Origin of the sequence: Roseomonas sp. GC11, from assembly GCF_024437745.1 — a bacterium.
GTDB lineage: Bacteria > Pseudomonadota > Alphaproteobacteria > Acetobacterales > Acetobacteraceae > Pseudoroseomonas.
The window spans coordinates 1-15,438 of the sequence record NZ_JANFNY010000071.1 but is presented as its reverse complement, the minus strand read 5'-3'; the positions used below and the strand labels follow the sequence as shown (position 1 = coordinate 15,438).

At 71.7% G+C, this 15,438-nt stretch carries 15 protein-coding genes and 1 riboswitch; of the genes, 8 read left to right on the top strand and 7 right to left on the bottom strand.

Features of this window, described 5'->3' with window-relative positions:
• Positions 1–30: 30 nt before the first annotated feature.
• Complete coding sequence (gene yajC / locus NON00_RS19005; protein WP_256024276.1) at positions 31–372, bottom strand: preprotein translocase subunit YajC; 342 nt, start codon at positions 370–372, stop codon at positions 31–33.
• Positions 373–566: 194 nt separating this feature from the next.
• On the opposite strand from yajC, the gene NON00_RS19000 reads away from it, so the two are divergent.
• The gene (locus tag NON00_RS19000; protein WP_256024289.1) at positions 567–1,379 is read left to right on the top strand and encodes an ATP-binding protein; all 813 of its coding nucleotides are present in this window, start codon (positions 567–569) and stop codon (positions 1,377–1,379) included.
• A 58-nt stretch (positions 1,380–1,437) separates the two neighbouring features.
• On the top strand, positions 1,438–2,454 hold the full coding sequence (locus NON00_RS18995; protein WP_256024275.1) for an MBL fold metallo-hydrolase: 1,017 nt from the start codon (positions 1,438–1,440) through the stop codon (positions 2,452–2,454).
• A 13-nt stretch (positions 2,455–2,467) separates the two neighbouring features.
• On the opposite strand, the gene NON00_RS18990 is transcribed toward NON00_RS18995, so the two are convergent.
• The 3 genes from NON00_RS18990 to NON00_RS18980 form a co-directional block, all read right to left on the bottom strand.
• Positions 2,468–3,454: an ABC transporter substrate-binding protein gene (locus NON00_RS18990; RefSeq protein WP_256024274.1), complete on the bottom strand. Its 987-nt coding sequence runs from the start codon at positions 3,452–3,454 to the stop codon at positions 2,468–2,470.
• Complete coding sequence (locus tag NON00_RS18985) at positions 3,451–4,209, bottom strand: ABC transporter permease (RefSeq protein WP_256024273.1); 759 nt, start codon at positions 4,207–4,209, stop codon at positions 3,451–3,453. The genes NON00_RS18990 and NON00_RS18985 overlap by 4 nt, the downstream gene beginning before the upstream one ends.
• Positions 4,206–4,937, bottom strand: coding sequence for an ATP-binding cassette domain-containing protein (locus tag NON00_RS18980; protein WP_256024272.1), 732 nt, complete (start codon positions 4,935–4,937; stop codon positions 4,206–4,208). The genes NON00_RS18985 and NON00_RS18980 overlap by 4 nt, the downstream gene beginning before the upstream one ends.
• Positions 4,930–5,040, bottom strand: a riboswitch (TPP riboswitch). (Overlaps the previous gene by 8 nt.)
• A 114-nt stretch (positions 5,041–5,154) precedes the next feature.
• Between NON00_RS18980 and NON00_RS18975 the strand changes: the two genes are divergently transcribed.
• From NON00_RS18975 to NON00_RS18965, 3 genes are all read left to right on the top strand, one after another.
• The gene (locus NON00_RS18975) at positions 5,155–6,018 is read left to right on the top strand and encodes an intradiol ring-cleavage dioxygenase (protein WP_256024271.1); all 864 of its coding nucleotides are present in this window, start codon (positions 5,155–5,157) and stop codon (positions 6,016–6,018) included.
• Positions 6,019–6,189: 171 nt separating this feature from the next.
• Entirely contained in the window at positions 6,190–7,314 is a 1,125-nt protein-coding gene (locus NON00_RS18970) for an acetoin utilization protein AcuC (protein WP_256024270.1), read from the top strand.
• 9 nt (positions 7,315–7,323) lie between these two features.
• On the top strand, positions 7,324–7,797 hold the full coding sequence (locus NON00_RS18965) for a DUF192 domain-containing protein (RefSeq protein ID WP_256024269.1): 474 nt from the start codon (positions 7,324–7,326) through the stop codon (positions 7,795–7,797).
• Between the two features lie 70 nt (positions 7,798–7,867).
• Here the strand turns inward: NON00_RS18965 and NON00_RS24820 are convergent, their stop codons facing one another.
• Complete coding sequence (locus NON00_RS24820; RefSeq protein WP_305123458.1) at positions 7,868–9,658, bottom strand: calcium-binding protein; 1,791 nt, start codon at positions 9,656–9,658, stop codon at positions 7,868–7,870.
• A 185-nt stretch (positions 9,659–9,843) separates the two neighbouring features.
• Between NON00_RS24820 and NON00_RS18945 the strand changes: the two genes are divergently transcribed.
• On the top strand, positions 9,844–10,656 hold the full coding sequence (locus tag NON00_RS18945) for a glycoside hydrolase family 19 protein (protein ID WP_256024268.1): 813 nt from the start codon (positions 9,844–9,846) through the stop codon (positions 10,654–10,656).
• A gap of 106 nt (positions 10,657–10,762) precedes the next feature.
• Here NON00_RS18945 and prpB read toward each other — a convergent pair whose 3' ends face one another.
• Both prpB and NON00_RS18935 read right to left on the bottom strand, forming a co-directional pair.
• Positions 10,763–11,686, bottom strand: coding sequence for a methylisocitrate lyase (gene prpB / locus NON00_RS18940; protein WP_256024267.1), 924 nt, complete (start codon positions 11,684–11,686; stop codon positions 10,763–10,765).
• Positions 11,687–11,707: 21 nt separating this feature from the next.
• A complete protein-coding gene (locus tag NON00_RS18935; protein ID WP_256024266.1) occupies positions 11,708–13,087 on the bottom strand; it encodes a sodium:proton antiporter in 1,380 nt (459 codons plus the stop codon).
• A gap of 561 nt (positions 13,088–13,648) precedes the next feature.
• Here NON00_RS18935 and NON00_RS18930 point away from each other — a divergent pair.
• Positions 13,649–14,332 (top strand): CoxG family protein, encoded by a 684-nt coding sequence (locus NON00_RS18930; protein ID WP_256024265.1) that lies wholly within the window; start codon positions 13,649–13,651, stop codon positions 14,330–14,332.
• A 3-nt stretch (positions 14,333–14,335) separates the two neighbouring features.
• Complete coding sequence (locus tag NON00_RS18925; RefSeq protein WP_256024264.1) at positions 14,336–15,280, top strand: MoxR family ATPase; 945 nt, start codon at positions 14,336–14,338, stop codon at positions 15,278–15,280.
• The last annotated feature ends 158 nt before the right edge of the window (positions 15,281–15,438 follow it).

Genomic DNA, 15,438 nt, shown 5'->3' with positions numbered 1-15,438 from the left:
CAAAGCCCCCTCAAGCCGCCCTGAAGAAGATCAGGCCGCCGGCTTGGCGTCGTTCGCCGCCACGGGCTTGACCAGCGTGCTGATGGTGCTGCGCACCACGGTCACGCGGACATTCGGGGCGATTTCCACCTCGACCTCTTCCGAGCCGTCCTTGACCTTGGTGACGACGCCGAGGATGCCGCCCGAGGTGACCACGCGGTCATTGCGCTTCAGGCCGCCGAGCATCTCGCGGTGCTCCTTGGCGCGCTTCTGCTGGGGGCGGATCAGCAGGAAGTAGAACACCACGAAAATCAGCAGCAGGGGCGCGAGCTGCATGACCATGCCGACGGCGCCGCCGGCGGCGTCCTGGGCATAGGCGGGGGAGATGAACATCTTTCTGGCTTCCGTCTTGCCGGGGTTGGCGGGCGAAACTAGCCTCCCCGCCCCTGCCGTCAACACTTGCTGTCACCCTGCCTGCCGCACCCCTGGCCGGGCAGCCCTGACCCACCGGAGCGTGCCCTGTGTCATACCCCGCCGAGCATCCGCTGCTGCCCGCCCTGACGCGCATCGCCGCCGCGCTGGAGCGGATGGCCCCCCCGCCCCCGGCACGGCCGGACCTGCGCGGGGCGGATGCCTTCGTCTGGCACCCGGCGGCGGAGGGCATCCCGGCCCGCCTCGCCCCCGTGCCGCGCGTCGCCGCCGTGGCCATCGGGCTGCTCCAGGGGGTGGAGCGGCAGAAGGGCCTGCTGCTCGAGAACACGCTGCGCTTCGCGCGTGGGCTGCCGGCCAACAACGCCATGCTCTGGGGCGCCCGCGGCATGGGCAAGTCCTCCCTCGTCAAGGCCACCCACGCCGCCGCCAATGCCGAGGTGCCGGGCAGCCTGGCGCTGATCGAAATCCAGCGCGAGGATATCCGCACCCTGCCGGAACTGCTGAACACCCTGCGCGACAGCCCGCGCCGCTGCCTGGTTTTCTGCGACGATCTCTCCTTCGAGCGCGAGGACCAGGACTACAAGGCGCTGAAATCCGTGCTCGATGGCGGCATCGAGGGGCGCCCGGCCAATGTGCTGTTCTATGCCACCAGCAACCGCCGCCACCTGATGGCGCGCGACATGATCGAGAATGAACGCAGCACCGCCATCAATCCGGGCGAGGCGGTGGAGGAAAAGGTTTCCCTCAGCGACCGCTTCGGGCTGTGGATCGGCTTCCACAATGCCGACCAGGAAACCTTCTTCAGCATGGTCGAGGGCTATGCGGCGGCGCTGCGGCTGCCGGTGGAGAAGGAGGCGCTGCGCGCGGCGGCGGTGGAATGGTCCGTCACGCGCGGCGGGCGCTCCGGCCGCGTGGCGTGGCAGTTCATCCTGGACATGGCGGGGCGGCTCGGCATCGCCATTCCCTGAACAGGGCCGGGGCGCTTTGGGCTGGACCGGGGCGCCGGGCTGGCCTAGCCCTGGGGGTATGAGCGACAGCGATGCCCCGCGCCTCCGCCAGCCCGCCCTCACCCCGGTGAAGGGGGCGCAGAAGCGCGGCAAGGTCTTCCTCAACCCCGATGGCAGCCCGCCGGGGCAACCGCTTTCCGCCGTCTGGCGCATGATGCGGGAGGGCAAGGGCACGCCCTGGCCCGCCTGGGTGGAGAACCCGCCCTATCCGCCGCCGCCGGAGCCGCCGGACGGGCAGGCCGTGGTGACCTTCCTCGGCCATGCCAGCTTCCTCATCCGCCTGCCCGGCGGGCCGACCCTGCTGACGGACCCGATCTGGAGCGAGCGCTGCTCCCCCCTCCGCTTCGCCGGGCCGAAGCGGGTGCGCGCGCCGGGCCTGGCCTTCGATGCGCTGCCGCCCATCGATGCCGTGCTGCTCAGCCACAACCACTACGACCATTGCGACATCCCGACGCTGCGGCGCCTGCACCGCCGCTTCGCGCCGCGCATCCTCACCGGGCTCGGCAATGCCCAGCTGCTGGCGAAGCACGGGCTGGAGAATGTGCTGGAACTGGACTGGTGGCAGCCCGCCCCCCTGCCCGGCGGCGCCTGGGCACATTTCACCCCGGCGCGGCACTTCGCCGCGCGCGGGCTGCATGACCGGGCGCAGACCCTGTGGGGCGGCTTCGCCATCGAGGCGCGGGGGGGCGGGCGGCTCTACTTCGCCGGCGATTCCGGCTGGGGGCTGCATTTCCAGGAGATCGGCCAGCGCCTCGGCCCCTTCGACCTCGCTCTGCTGCCGATCGGTGCCTATGAGCCGCGCTGGTTCATGCGCGCGGTGCATGTGAACCCGGAAGAAGCGGTGCGCGCCTTCGCCGACCTGCGGGCGCGGCGCGCCCTGGCCATGCATTTCGGCACCTTCAAGCTGACCCAGGAGGCCATCGACGCCCCAGAGCGCGCCCTGGCCGAGGCCCGGCAGGCGGCGCGGCTGCCGGAGGAGGCCTTCCGGGTGCCGGGCTGCGGGGAGAGCGTCCTGGTCAGCCTGCGCGGGGCATGACGCGCCGGCGGCCTCAGGCCGGCGGCAGCTCGACCGCGTAGCGCTCCAGCGGCGGCACCTCGCGGATCACCTTGCGCTGCTGCAGGAAGCGGGCGAAGCGCTGGTAGCGGTTGGCATCGAGCGCCGCCGGGCTGAGCGAGAAGCGGTTCAGCGTGTCGCGGAAGGCGCGGCGGTTCAGCTCGTTGTCCAGCTCCTTGCGCGCGCCGGCGATGAACATGGCCCAGCTTTCCTCCGGGTTGTTCACCAGGAAGCTGGTGGCGCCCTCCAGCGCGTCCATGAAGCGGCGCAGCACCGGGTCGCGGGCGCGGTCGCGGTGGGCGACATAGATCAGCTCGTCATAGATCGGCAGGCCGTGCTGCTCGGGGTAGAAGGCGCGGCCGGGGCGCTTTTCCAGGTCGAGCTGGTGCAGCTCGAAATTGCGGAAGCCGCCGAGGATGGCCTCCACCTGCCCCGACATCAGCGCCGAGGACAGGCCGAAATTCACGTTGACCATCGTGACATCGCGCGAGGAGAGGCCGGCGCTGCCGAGGATGGCATCCACCACCACCTCCTCGATGCCGGCGGTGCTGAAGCCGATGCGCTTGCCCTTGAGGTCGGCCAGCGTCTTGATCGGCCCGTCGCGCAGCACGGTCAGGGTGGAGAGCGGGGTTGCCACCAGCGTGCCGACGCGCGCCAGCGGCAGGCCCTGGTCCACCGCCATGTGCAGGTTCTTCTGGTAGTAGACGCCGAGATCCGCCTGCTTCGCCGCCACCAGCCGCGGCGGGTCATTGGGGTCGGCGGGGGCGATCATCTCCACCGCCAGCCCGGCGCGGGTGAAGAAGCCACCCTCCTGCGCCACGACGATCGGCGCGTGGTCGGGGTTGACGAACCAGTCCAGCAGCAGGGTGAGCTTCGCCGGGGCGGCGGTGCTGCTGGCGGCGGGCGCCTGGGCGCGCGCGGCGGCGGCCGGCAGGGCGAGGGCGGCCAGCGCCGGCAGGGCGCGGCGGGGGATCGGGGTCATGGGGTTCCTCCATTCTGGTCGGAGAGCTGGTCGGGCTGCCAGGGCAGCATGGCGCGCAGGGCTTTGTCGGTGATGAACCAGAGCGCCATGGCCATGGCGGCCAGAATCGTCAGGGCGGCGAACATCATGTCCGTCTGGCTGCGGCCATTGGCCTGCAGCATGACGTAGCCGAGGCCCGAGGAGGCCCCGACCCATTCGCCCACCACGGCGCCGATGGGCGCCACGGCGGCGGCGACGCGCAGGCCGGAGGCCAGCCCCGGCAGGGCGGCGGGCACGCGGATGCGCCACAGCACCGCAAGCGGGCTGGCCCCCATGGTGGCGGCGAGGTCGAGCCAGCCCGGCTCGGTGCGGCGCAGCCCGTCATAGAAGGCGGTGGCGACGGGGAAAAAGATGATGAGGCTGGCCATGGCCACCTTGCTGGCCAGCCCGAAGCCCAGCCACAGCACCAGCAGCGGCGCGATGGCGAAGACCGGGATGGCCTGGCTGGCGATCAGCAGCGGCAGCAGCCAGCGCCGCCCGCCCCGCCAGGCGGCCAGCAGCAGGGCGATGCCCATCCCCGCCGCCGAGCCCAGCACCATGCCGAGCAGGATTTCCGACAGGGTGGTGAGGGCATGGCCCCAGAGGATGGGCCAGCGCTCCACCAGCACGGTGGCGACGCGCAGCGGCGCGGGCAGCAGGAAGGGCGGCACGCCGGAGAGCCGCACATAGGCTTCCCACCCGAGCAGCAGGCCGAAGGCGGCGAGCAGCGCCCTCATGCCGCTTCCGCCAGCCGCTCGAGCAGGGCGGCCTGGGCGGCCAGCACCGCCGGGTCCCGGGCGGCGCGCAGCGGCGGGGCGGGCGGCATGGCCAGTTCCTCCGGCACCGCGCCGCCGGGGGCGGGGCGCAGCACCAGGATGCGGTGGGCGAGGCGCAGCGCCTCCAGCGGGTCATGCGTCACCAGCAGCACGGTGCGCCCGGCGAGCAGGCCGGAGGCGAGGTCCTGCAACCGGTGGCGCGTCGGCGCGTCCACGGCGGAGAAGGGCTCGTCCATCAGGACGAAGGGGCGGTCCTCCATCAGGGTGCGGGCCAGGGCGGCGCGCTGGCGCATGCCGCCGGAGAGGGCCGCCGGCCGCGCGCCCTCCCGCCCCGCCAGCCCCACGGCGGCGATCAGCGCCCGCGCCCGCGCCGCATCCGGCCGGGTGCCGCGCAGCCGCGCCCCGAGCGTCACATTGCCGAGCAGGTCGAGCCAGGGCAGCAGCAGGTCCTGCTGGCCCATCCAGGCGATGCGCTGGGCCAGGGGCAGGCCATCGCCCGGGGTCAGGCGGGCGCCGGCGGGCAGCGGCAGCAGCCCGGCCACCAGCCGCAGCAGGGTGGATTTGCCAACCCCCGAGGGGCCGAGAAGGGCCGTGACCTCGCCCGCGCGGAAGCGCAGCGACAGCCGCCCCAGCACATCACGTCCGCCGAGGGCGAGCCCCGGCACTTCCACGCCCAGATCAGGCGCCATGCTCCACCGATCCCTTCGCCGGCATGACCCGGATCAGGTTCAAGGGGTCGCAGGGCCCATCCCTGCCTCTCAGCCCGCGCCGCGGGCTCCCCCCGATGTCGGCGCTGTCTATGCGCGAGCGGCGGGCTTCACGCAAGCGTCACGGTGCGGTGGGGGGGCTTGCGGAAAGCCCGCGCCTGCGCTTGTGGAGGCGCGGAATGCCCTGTGGAGTTCCGGCATGACTGCTGCTCCCCCCTTCAGCCGACGTGGCGCCCTGGCCGGCCTGGCCGCCTCCGGCGCCGCCCTGGCGGGCGAGGCCACTGCCCTGGTCGCCAGCCATGGCGCCGCCAGCCCGGCGGCGGCAGCCCAGCCGGCCACGCCGCCCTTGGGCGGCGTGTGCCGCCTGACGCCGCAATCCGTGGAAGGGCCCTATTATTTCGACCCCCGCCTGTTGCGCACGGATATCACCGAGGGCCTGCCCGGTGTGCCGCTGCGGCTGGCGCTGCGCGTCGTGGAGGGGGCGGAATGCCAGCCCATGCCCGGCGCGCGGGTGGAAATCTGGCATGCCGACGCGCTCGGCCGCTATTCGGGCTATGAGCAGCAGGGGGATGCCGGGGTCTCCACCCTGGGCGCCACCTTCCTGCGCGGCGCGCAGATCACCGATTCGCATGGCGAGGTGCGCTTCTCCACCCTCTGGCCCGGCTGGTATCCGGGGCGCACGCCGCATATCCACTTCAAGGTCTTCCTGACCACGCGGCTGATGCTGACGGGGCAATGCTACCTGCCCGACGCGCTCAGCGAATTCATCTACCGCAGCGTCGAGCCCTATGCCGGGCGCGGGCGGCGGGACACCATCAACAACACGGATTTCATCCTGGCCAGCAGCGGGGTGGAAGGCTCCTTCCTGGCGGTGCAGGAAGCGCCGGACCACTACCTGGCCAGCCTGACCATCGCCGTCAGCCGTGGCGGGCCGCCGCCACTGGACCCGGTGCTGCGCGACCCGCCGCCGGGGCCGCCGCCCGGGCCACCCCCCGGTGGCATGGTGCCGCCGCGGCCGCGCGGCATCATCTGGGCGGATGCCGCCCTGGTGCCGCGGCCCTGATCGCAGGGGGCTCCGCCCCCTGGCCCCCGCCGGGGGGACAGGGTCCCCCCGGACCCCGCCTTCAGTCGGCGCCCAACGGATGGCGGGGTCCGGGGTGGCCCTGCCACCCCGGCGGGAGGGTCTGGGAGGGCAGCGCCCTCCCAGGAGAAACAGCCGGGAAAGGAAGGCGCCGTGGCGCTGCTGGTCGGGTCTGAGATCTATCGCCGCTCCACCTATGGCCCGAAGCACCCGCTGGCGATTCCGCGCGTCTCCACCGCGCTGGACCTGATCCGCGCCCTCGGCTGGCTGGACCCGGCGCGCTACCATGACAGCCCGGTGGCGACGCCGGCGCAGCTCACCCGCTTCCATGCCCCGGCCTATATCGCCGCGCTCCAGCAGGCGGAGGCGCGGGGGCAGGCGACGCCGGAGATGCGCGAGCGCTTCCACATCGGCGCGCGCGGCAACCCGGTCTATGCCGAGATCTTCCGCCGCCCCGCCACCAGCGCCGGGGGCGTGCTGCTGGCGGCGCGGCTGACGGCGGCGGGCGGCACGGTGCATGTGCCCGGCGGCGGCACGCATCACGGCCAGCCGGACCGCGCCAGCGGCTTCTGCTACGTCAACGATGCCGCGCTGGGCCTGCTCTCCTGGCTGGACCAGGGGCTGGAGAACCTCCTCTACCTCGATATCGACGCGCATCACGGCGATGGCGTGCAGGATGCCTTCCGGGACGATCCGCGCGTTTTCACCGTCTCGGTGCACGAGGCGGGGCGCTGGCCCTTCACCGGCACGCTGGAGGACCGGGCGGGCGGCCATGCGCGCAACCTGCCGGTGCCGCAGGGGCTGAACGACAGCGAATTTCTTTACCTGTTGAACCACGCCCTGCTGCCGCTGATCCGGCAGCGGCGGCCCCAGGCCATCATGCTGCAATGCGGCGCCGATGCGCTGGAGGAGGACCCGCTGGCGAAGCTCAGCCTCTCCAACAACGCGCACTGGGCGGCGGTGCGGGCGGTGATGGGGCTGGCACCGCGGCTGATCGTGCTGGGGGGTGGCGGGTATAATCCCTGGTCCGTGGCGCGCTGCTGGGCCGGGGTCTGGGGCGTGCTCAACCGGTATGAGCCGCCCGGGCGCCTGCCGCCGGCGGCGGAGGCGGTGCTGCGCGGGCTCACCTACCACCGCGCGGCGGGGCGCAACCCGCCGGAGTCCTGGTTCACCACGCTGCGCGACCCGCCCCGGCCGGGGCCGGTGCGCGGGGAAATCCGCCACATCGCGGCCGTTACGCTGGAGGGACTGCCCGACCCCCCGGCGGCTGTGGCATGATGCCGGGCCATGCGCCGCCGTATCCTGCTGGCCCTGATGGGGCTCGCCGCCATGACCGCTTCCGCCTCCGCCCAGGAGGCCCCGCAACCGAGGCTGCCGACCGAGCCGCTGGTGATCGTCACCCGCGACGGCACGCAGCACCGCTTCACGGTGGAGATGGCCCTCTCCCCCGATCAGCAGATGACCGGGCTGATGTGGCGCCCGGAGGTGAAGCCCGATGAGGGCATGCTGTTCGACTGGGGCACCCCGCGCGACAGCGCCATGTGGATGAAGAACACCATCACCTCGCTGGACATGCTGTTCATCACCCAGGATGGCCGCATCCACCGCATCGCCGAGCGCACCGTGCCGCGCAGCCTGGCCACCATCGAGAGCCACGGCCCCGTGCGCGCCACGCTGGAACTGGCCGCCGGCACGGCGGAGCGGCTAAACCTGCGGGTGGGCGACAGGGTGTTGCAGCGGATCTTCGGCACCGCGCCGTAAGGGGCGGGCATATCCCGGGGCTGGGCCGCGCCTTCTGCCCCGCCTCCCACCCCGGCCTCACGCCCCCGCCTCACGCCGCGACGACGAGATCCCACTGCGTGAAGCTCGGCGGCGTCGTGGCGAAGTGGAGGAGGAGGCGCGCGGCGCCGGCGCCGCTGCCATCGGCGTCCCACCACAGATTGCCGGTGCCGGCGTCATAGACGAATTGCGCGCCGCTGCCCTGGGCCACGGGGCCGGTGGTGAACTGGGTGCCGGGCAGCACGCGCCCCGCCACCAGCCCGCCGCCAAAGCCGCCCGCCGAGACCACCACCGTGTCCAGCCAGGGCTCGAACTCCGCCAGGGTGTCGCCGCCCTCGGCGATGCTGGCGTAGAGGAAGCGGTCCGCGCCGGTGCCGCCCTCCAGCCAGTCCGCGCCGGCGCCGCCCTGGAGCGTGTCGTTGCCGCCGCCGCCCGAGAGGAAATCATTCCCCGCGCTGCCCTGGAGGCTGTTGTTGCGCCCATCGCCATAGCCCGCGCCGGAGGCGAGCAGGCGCAGATGGCTGGACTGGTCGCCGCCCTCGCCCAGGCGGTAGCTGCGCTGGCTGTGCACCCAGTCCCCGGCCATGCCAAGGACCTGGTCCCCGGCGGAGTCGACCACGAAGATCCGGCCATTGCCCAGGCCGGAGGCGCGCATCACGTCATCGCCCGGGCCGCCATCGATCAGCGCGCCGGCCCGGCCGACCAGCACATCCCGCCCCGGGCCGCCGCGCAGGATGCCGCCGCCTTCCAGCCGGTCATTGCCCTCCCCGCCCTCCAGCACGGCATCGACCTGCCCGCCGATCAGCCAGTCATCCCCGCCCTCGCCGCGCAGGGTGGTGGCGCTGGAGAAGGCGAGGCGCAGTTCATTGTCCAGCGCATTGCCGGTGACGCTGGTGACGCCGCCGGTATAGACGGCGAAGCGCTCGACATTCTCCGGCACCACGAAGTCCGTCACCCCCTCGGGCAGGCCGATGACGCGGATCAGGTCCCGCCCCTCGCCCGCGGCCTCCACCACCGTCTCGCCGGACCACAGGTAGAGATCGTTGCCGGTGCCGCCCGCCAGGGTCTCGCCCACGCCATTGCCGTCGAGGATATCGTCCCCGCCCAGGCCGAGGAGGGTGTTGCCGCTGCCCTTGCTGATCAGGCGGTTGTCACCGGCCGAGCCGGAACTGGTCTGGCCCTGGCCGATGAGGAGGAGGTTCTCAACCTCCGGGTAATTTTCCAGCGCGAGGCCGAGGGCGCTGCGCAGCATGTCCACGCCCTCGCCCGGGTTCTCCACCACCACCTCGGCGCCGGTGAAGATGCGGTAGATGTCGTCCCCCGTGCCGCCTTCCATGTATTCGCCGCGCAGGGTGTCGTTGCCGGCGCCGCCAAGGATGCGGTCATCGCCATCGCCGCCGGAGAGCCAGTCATGGCCGTCGCTGCCGGTCATGACATTGTCCAGCGCGTTGCCGAGCAGGTTGCGCGCGGTGACGAGCAGGATGAGGCGCTCGACCTGGGACGGCAGGGTCCAGTAGGTGCCATCATCGGGCGAGGCGGTGGCGGACCAGAGGACGGTATCGACCCCCTCCCCGGCGCGCTCCAGGATGCGGTCGGCGCGCGGCAGGCCCTGGGCGTCGAAGCTCAGGCTGGTGATGAGGTAGGTGTCATCGCCCGCGCCGCCGATCAGGAGGTTGTCGCCGGGGCCGCCCTCCAGGCGGTCATGGCCGGCGCCGCCCTCCAGGCGGTCGCCCCCGCCGAAGCCCTGGAGCACGTCATCCCCCCCGCCCCCGACGAAGTGGTCGGCGGCGCCGGAGCCGATCATCAGATCTGGTCCGGGCGTGCCGTACTGCGGGGTTGGCATGGGGTGCGGTGTCCTGGCTGGTGACGTTTTAAGGCTATGTTCATTTTTTTGGACATAGGGTCAAGGCGAAACGCTCCCCTGCGGGCGGGCTGACCATGTTTTGATTGATTAACGGTAAATATTCCTTTCCGGCAAATTTACAGGCTGATATTAGGAATATCATCCGAAACACAGGAGGCTCCGCGATGTTGTCCCCGACCCAGCTCCGCACGCTCTACCCCCAGGCGGAGCCGGCCCATCTGGAGGCCTTCGCCGAACATGGCGCGGCGCTGTTCCGGCGCACGGGCCTCGACACGCTGCGGCAGCGCTGCCACTTCTTCCTGGCCCAGCTGGGCCATGAGTCGAACGGGCTGCAGGTGAAGGAGGAGAATCTCAACTACTCCGTGCACCGGCTGATGCAGGTCTGGCCCGAGCGTTTCCCCACGGTGGAATCGGCGGAGCTGTATGCCTTCCAGCCGGAGAAGCTGGGCAATTTCGTCTATGGCGGGCGGATGGGGAACCAGCAGCCGGAGGATGGCTACCGCTATCGCGGCCGCGGCTATATCCAGCTGACGGGGCGGGAGGCTTATGTGCAGGTCGGCCGCCGCTGCGGCCTGCCGCTGGAGACGCAGCCGGATCTGGTGGCACTGCCTGAGCACGCGCTGGCCGTCACCTGCGCCTTCTGGGACTGGAAGAAGCTGAACGCGCTGTGCGACCAGGGTGATTTCGTGGGCCTGACCAAGCGGATCAATGGCGGGCTGATCGGGTTGCAGGACCGCTATGGCTGGCTGGAGAAGGTGCAGCGCCATGTGCCCTGGCAGGATCCGGGGCCGATCTCGCTGGCCATCGAGGACATCAAGGCGGTGCAGCAGGAGCTGAAGAATCGCGGCCTGTATGGCGGTTCGATCGACGGCATCCTGGGCCCGCTGAGCCTGCGCGGCGTGGCCATCCTGCGGGCGGAGGAGAAGCTGCCGCCGGGCGGGCTGGACCGCAGCGTGCTGGACGTGCTGGGCCTCTGAGGCGGCTGGCGCCCCGCCTCAACCGGCGGGGCGCCTTCCTGAAAAAGTCTTTTTGCTTCTTTTTCTTCAGAAAAAGAAGTTTCTTTCATTCATTGATTATTTTTATTTATCGATTCTGCGGCATGCCTTCCGGCACGATGGTCTTCACCAGGGTCGAGTCCAGCGCCTCGTAATCATGATAGGCGATGGTCTTGTAGAGATCGGCCCGGGTCTGCATGCGCCCGACCATGGTATGCGTCCCCCCCTCCCGCGCGATGGCGGCGTAGAGTTCCTCCATGGCCTTGGCGGCGATGCGCAGGTGGCTCACCGGCCAGATCACCATGGCGTAGCCCATGGCCTCGAATTCCCCGGCGGTGAAGAAGGGCGTGCGGCCGAACTCGGTCATATTGGCCAGCAGCTTCACCCCCGGCATGCGGCGGGCGAATTCCTCGAACATCTCGCGCGTCGTCAGCGCCTCGGGGAAGATGGCGTCCGCCCCCGCCTCCAGGTAGAGCCTGGCGCGGGCCACGGCGCCGTCCATGCCCTCGCTGGCGGCGGCGTCAGTGCGGGCGATGATGACGAGATGGCGGCGCGCCTTGCGGGCGGCGGCGACCTTGGCGGCCATGTCGCGCGCATCGGCCAGCTTCTTGTCGTTCAGGTGGCCGCATTTCTTGGGCAGCAGCTGGTCTTCCAGATGGACGGCGGCGGCGCCGGCCTCCTCGAAGCTGCGGACCATGTGCATGACGTTCAGCGCCTCGCCATAGCCGGTATCGCCATCGACCAGGACGGGCAGCTGCGTGGCGCGCACCACCTGGCGGATATGCCAGGCGACGTCATCGACGGTGATCATGCCGAGGTCGGGCAGGCCCATGGTGGCGGACATGGCGGCGCCGGACATGTAGAGCGCCTCGAAGCCCGCCTGCTTCGCCAGCAGCCCGGCGATGCCGAGATGGGCGCCCGGCATGCGCAGGATGCCCGGCCGCTCCAGCAGGGCGCGGAAGCGCTGCCCGGCCGGGGCCTCGGGCAGGTCGTCGGCGATCACATAGGGCATGGACGTTGTTCTCCCTGAGCGTCAGAAGAAGACGAGCGTGGCCAGGACGAAGACCGGCACCAGGAAGACCAGCGCCCAGCCGCAATAGCCGAAGAAGCCCGGCATGCGCACACCCTGCTCTTCGACGATGGCCTTGACCATGAAGTTGGGCGCATTGCCGATATACGAATTGGCCCCCATGAAGACGGCGCCGCAGGAGATGGCGGCCAGGATCTGCGCGCCCGGCCCCATCAGCGCGGTGGCATCCCCCCCGGCGAGGTTGAAGAAGACCAGATAGGTCGGCGCGTTGTCGAGGAAGGAGGAGAGCGCGCCGCTCATCCAGAAATACACCCAGGGGATGGGCTGCCCGGCGGCGTCGGAGGTGAGGGCGACGAGCCCGGCCATCGGCCCCTCCGCCCCCGCCTTCAGCATGGCGAGCACCGGCGCCATGGTGAGGAAGATGGCGGCGAAGAGCTTGGCCACCTCGATGATGGCGCCCCAGGTGAAGCCATTGGCCTCGCGCAGGGCTGCCGGCGTCAGCTTCACCGAGGCCAGGGTGATGAGCAGGAAGAGGGCCATGGCCGCCAGCCGCTCGATCCCCACCGCCTGGCCGAGCAGGGGGATGCTGCCGGGCTGCCACAGCCCCTGCATCAGCACCCCGGCGACGACGAGGCCGAGCAGGCCGATATTGCCCCAGCCCGCGATGCGCAGCGGCCCGGCCTCGCCGCTTTCCGCCTGGCCAGTGGAGGGGCCAGTGGCGGGGCCAATGGAGGGACCAGCGGCGGGGCTGGGCTTGCCCTCCCGCTTCTCCCGCGCATAGGCCCAGGAGTCGATGAGCCAGTAGAGGGCCAGGAGCAGCGTGGCACAGAACAGGAATTCGCCCATCAGGTGGGTGGTGGGCCAGAAGAAGGCGACGCCCTGGAGGAAGCCGAGATAGAGCGGCGGATCGCCGAGCGGCGTCAGGCTGCCGCCGATATTGCTCACCAGGAAGATGAAAAAGACGAAGCTGTGCATCTTCCGCCGCCGCCCGGCATTGGCGCGGAGCAGGGGCCGGATCAGCACCATGGAGGCGCCGGTGGTGCCCATGAGGCTGGCGATGAGGGTGCCGGCGGCGAGCAGGGCGGTGTTGGTGGCCGGGGTGCCGACCAGCCGCCCCTTCAGCAGCACGCCGCCGCCCGTGGTGTAGAGGGCGAGGAGCAGGGTGATGAAGGGCAGGTATTCGCCCAGCAGCACATGGGTGAATTCATGCCAGGCGGCGCCCGCCCCGAAGAAGGCGGCGAAGGGCAGCAGGAAGAGCGCGGCCCAGCCGGCGGCGATCTTGCCGTAGTGGTGGTGCCAGAGCGGCGCGGCCAGCAGCGGCATCAGGGCGATGGAGAGCAGCATGCCGGCGAAGGGCAGCGCCCAGGCGAGCGAGGCGAGCACCGGCCCTTCCGCGCCGGCGGCCAGGGCGGGCGGGGCGGCGAGCAGCGCCAGGGCGAGAACGGCCAGCAGGCCGGGGCGGAAGCACGACCCGAATAGGCGGCGGGCAGTCTTGAGAGGGGCCTTGCCCCTCTCAAACTCTCCCCACCAAAGGCCTGAGGCCTTTGGAAACCCATTCGGGCGCACCGACGGCAAGCATGCGCCACGGATTTGAGAGGGCGAAGCTCCTGCGGCAGCACCCAGGGCAGGGCTGGAAGGACGATGCACCCGCAGGCTCCCCCGGCAGGCTCCAGACTGCCCCATGCGCCAGACCCTTCCTGGCGCGAAACCCTGTGGCATCGGCTGTTCTTCCTCGCGCGGCGCCGGCGTGCCGGGCCTGTTTCCCCTGGCCCTGCCCTACACCAGCCCCTGGCGGGGCGCCACCCGCCTCCCCCGCGCCGCCTTGCCTGGGCAGGGGGGGGTGCCCTTCCCCAAGGCGCCCGGGCGCCTTAGCTTCACGGCCTGACCGCCGACAACGCCCCCGCCCTAACCCTGCCCTTGCCCTAACCCTGGGAGAGACCTGCCATGGAAATGACCGGAGAACGCCGGATCGAGGCGCCCCGCCAGACCGTCTGGGAAGGGCTGAACGACCCCGAGGTGCTGCGCGCCGCCATCCCCGGCTGCGAATCGGTCGAGCGCACGGGCGAGGATTCCTTCCAGGCCCGCGTCGGGCTGAAGATCGGCCCGATGGCGGCGAAGTTCTCCGGCAAGGTGCAGCTTTCCAACATCCATGCCCCGGCCGGCTACACCATCACGGGCGAGGGCAATGGCGGCGCCATGGGCTTCGCCAAGGGCGGCGCCGATGTCAGCCTGGAGGAGGATGGCCCGCAGGCCACGCTGCTGCGCTACGCCGTGAAGGCGCAGGTGGGCGGCAAGATGGCGCAGCTGGGCGCGCGGCTGATCGACAGCACCGCCAAGCAGATGGCGGACCAGTTCTTCGACCGCTTCGCCGCCGCGATGACGGCCGCCGCGGCCGCGGCCACCCCGGTGGCGGCGGAGGCGGCCCCTGCCGCCGGAGCCCCCGCCGCAATTCCCGCCATGGCGGAGGCGGCGCCCGCCGCCCCGCGCCCGGCCGCAGCCCTGCCTGCCGCCGCGCCGATCTCGCTCTTCTCCCTCCTGCCCTCCGAGCTCTTCGGCCTGCCGGTGCTGTTCTGGGGCGGCTCGGCGGTGTGGCTGGCGGTGCTGGTCCTGCTCTTCGTGCTGGGCTGAGGCATGAGCCAGCCCCACCCTCCCCTGCCCCGGCCCCTGGCCCTGCCCGCCTCCGTCGCGGAGACGGAGCGCCTGCTGGCCGCCGGCGGCTATGTCGCGGACCGCGCCCTGGCCACCACGGTCTTCCTCGCCCTGGCGATGGGCCGGCCGCTCTTCCTGGAGGGCGAGCCCGGCACCGGCAAGACGGAGATCGCCAAGGTGCTGGCCCAGGGGCTGGGCCGGCGGCTGGTGCGGCTGCAATGCTATGACGGGCTGGACCTCTCGGCCGCCGCCTATGAGTGGAACCATGCCCGCCAGCTGATGGCCATCCGCCTGGCCGAGGCGGCGGGCGAGGGGCGGCTGGAGAGCCTGGGCGAGGCCGGCATCTATGACCGCCGCTTCCTGCAGGAGCGGCCGCTGCTGGCCGCCCTCTCCGGCCCGCCCGCCGTGCTGCTGGTCGATGAGCTGGACCGCGCGGACGAGCCGTTCGAGGCCTTCCTGCTGGAGATCCTGGCGGATTTCCAGATCACCATTCCCGAGCTGGGCACGGTGCGCGCCGCCACGCCGCCCATCGTGGTGCTGACCAGCAACCGCACGCGGGAGGTGCATGACGCCATCCGCCGCCGCTGCCTCTACCAGTGGGTGGACTACCCCGATGCGGCGCGGGAGCGCGCCATCCTGGCCAGCCGCCTGCCGGGCCTGCCGGAGGCGCTCTCCGCCCAGGTGGTGGCCTTCGTGCAGGCGGTGCGGGCGGGGGATTTCTTCAAGTATCCGGGGGTGGCGGAGACCATCGACTGGGCGGCGGCGCTGCGCGCCCTCGATGCCCGCGCGCTGGAGCCCGCCCTGGTGGACGAGACGCTGGGCGCCCTGCTGAAATACCAGGACGACATCGCCAAGCTGCGTGGCGCCGAGGCGGCGCGGCTGGTCGAGGCGGTGCGCCAGCCCGCCGCCACGGCCCTGCCCTTCTGAGCCCGATGAACGGCCATCCCGCCTCGCCGGAAAAGAGCCTGCCGCCGGAGAGCCTGCCACCGGGGAGCCTGCCGGAGGAGGCCAGCGCGGCGGAGGCCCTGCCGGCGGCGCACGGCGCGGCGGGGGCAGGCACAGCGCCGGCGGGCGCGGCCAGGCCC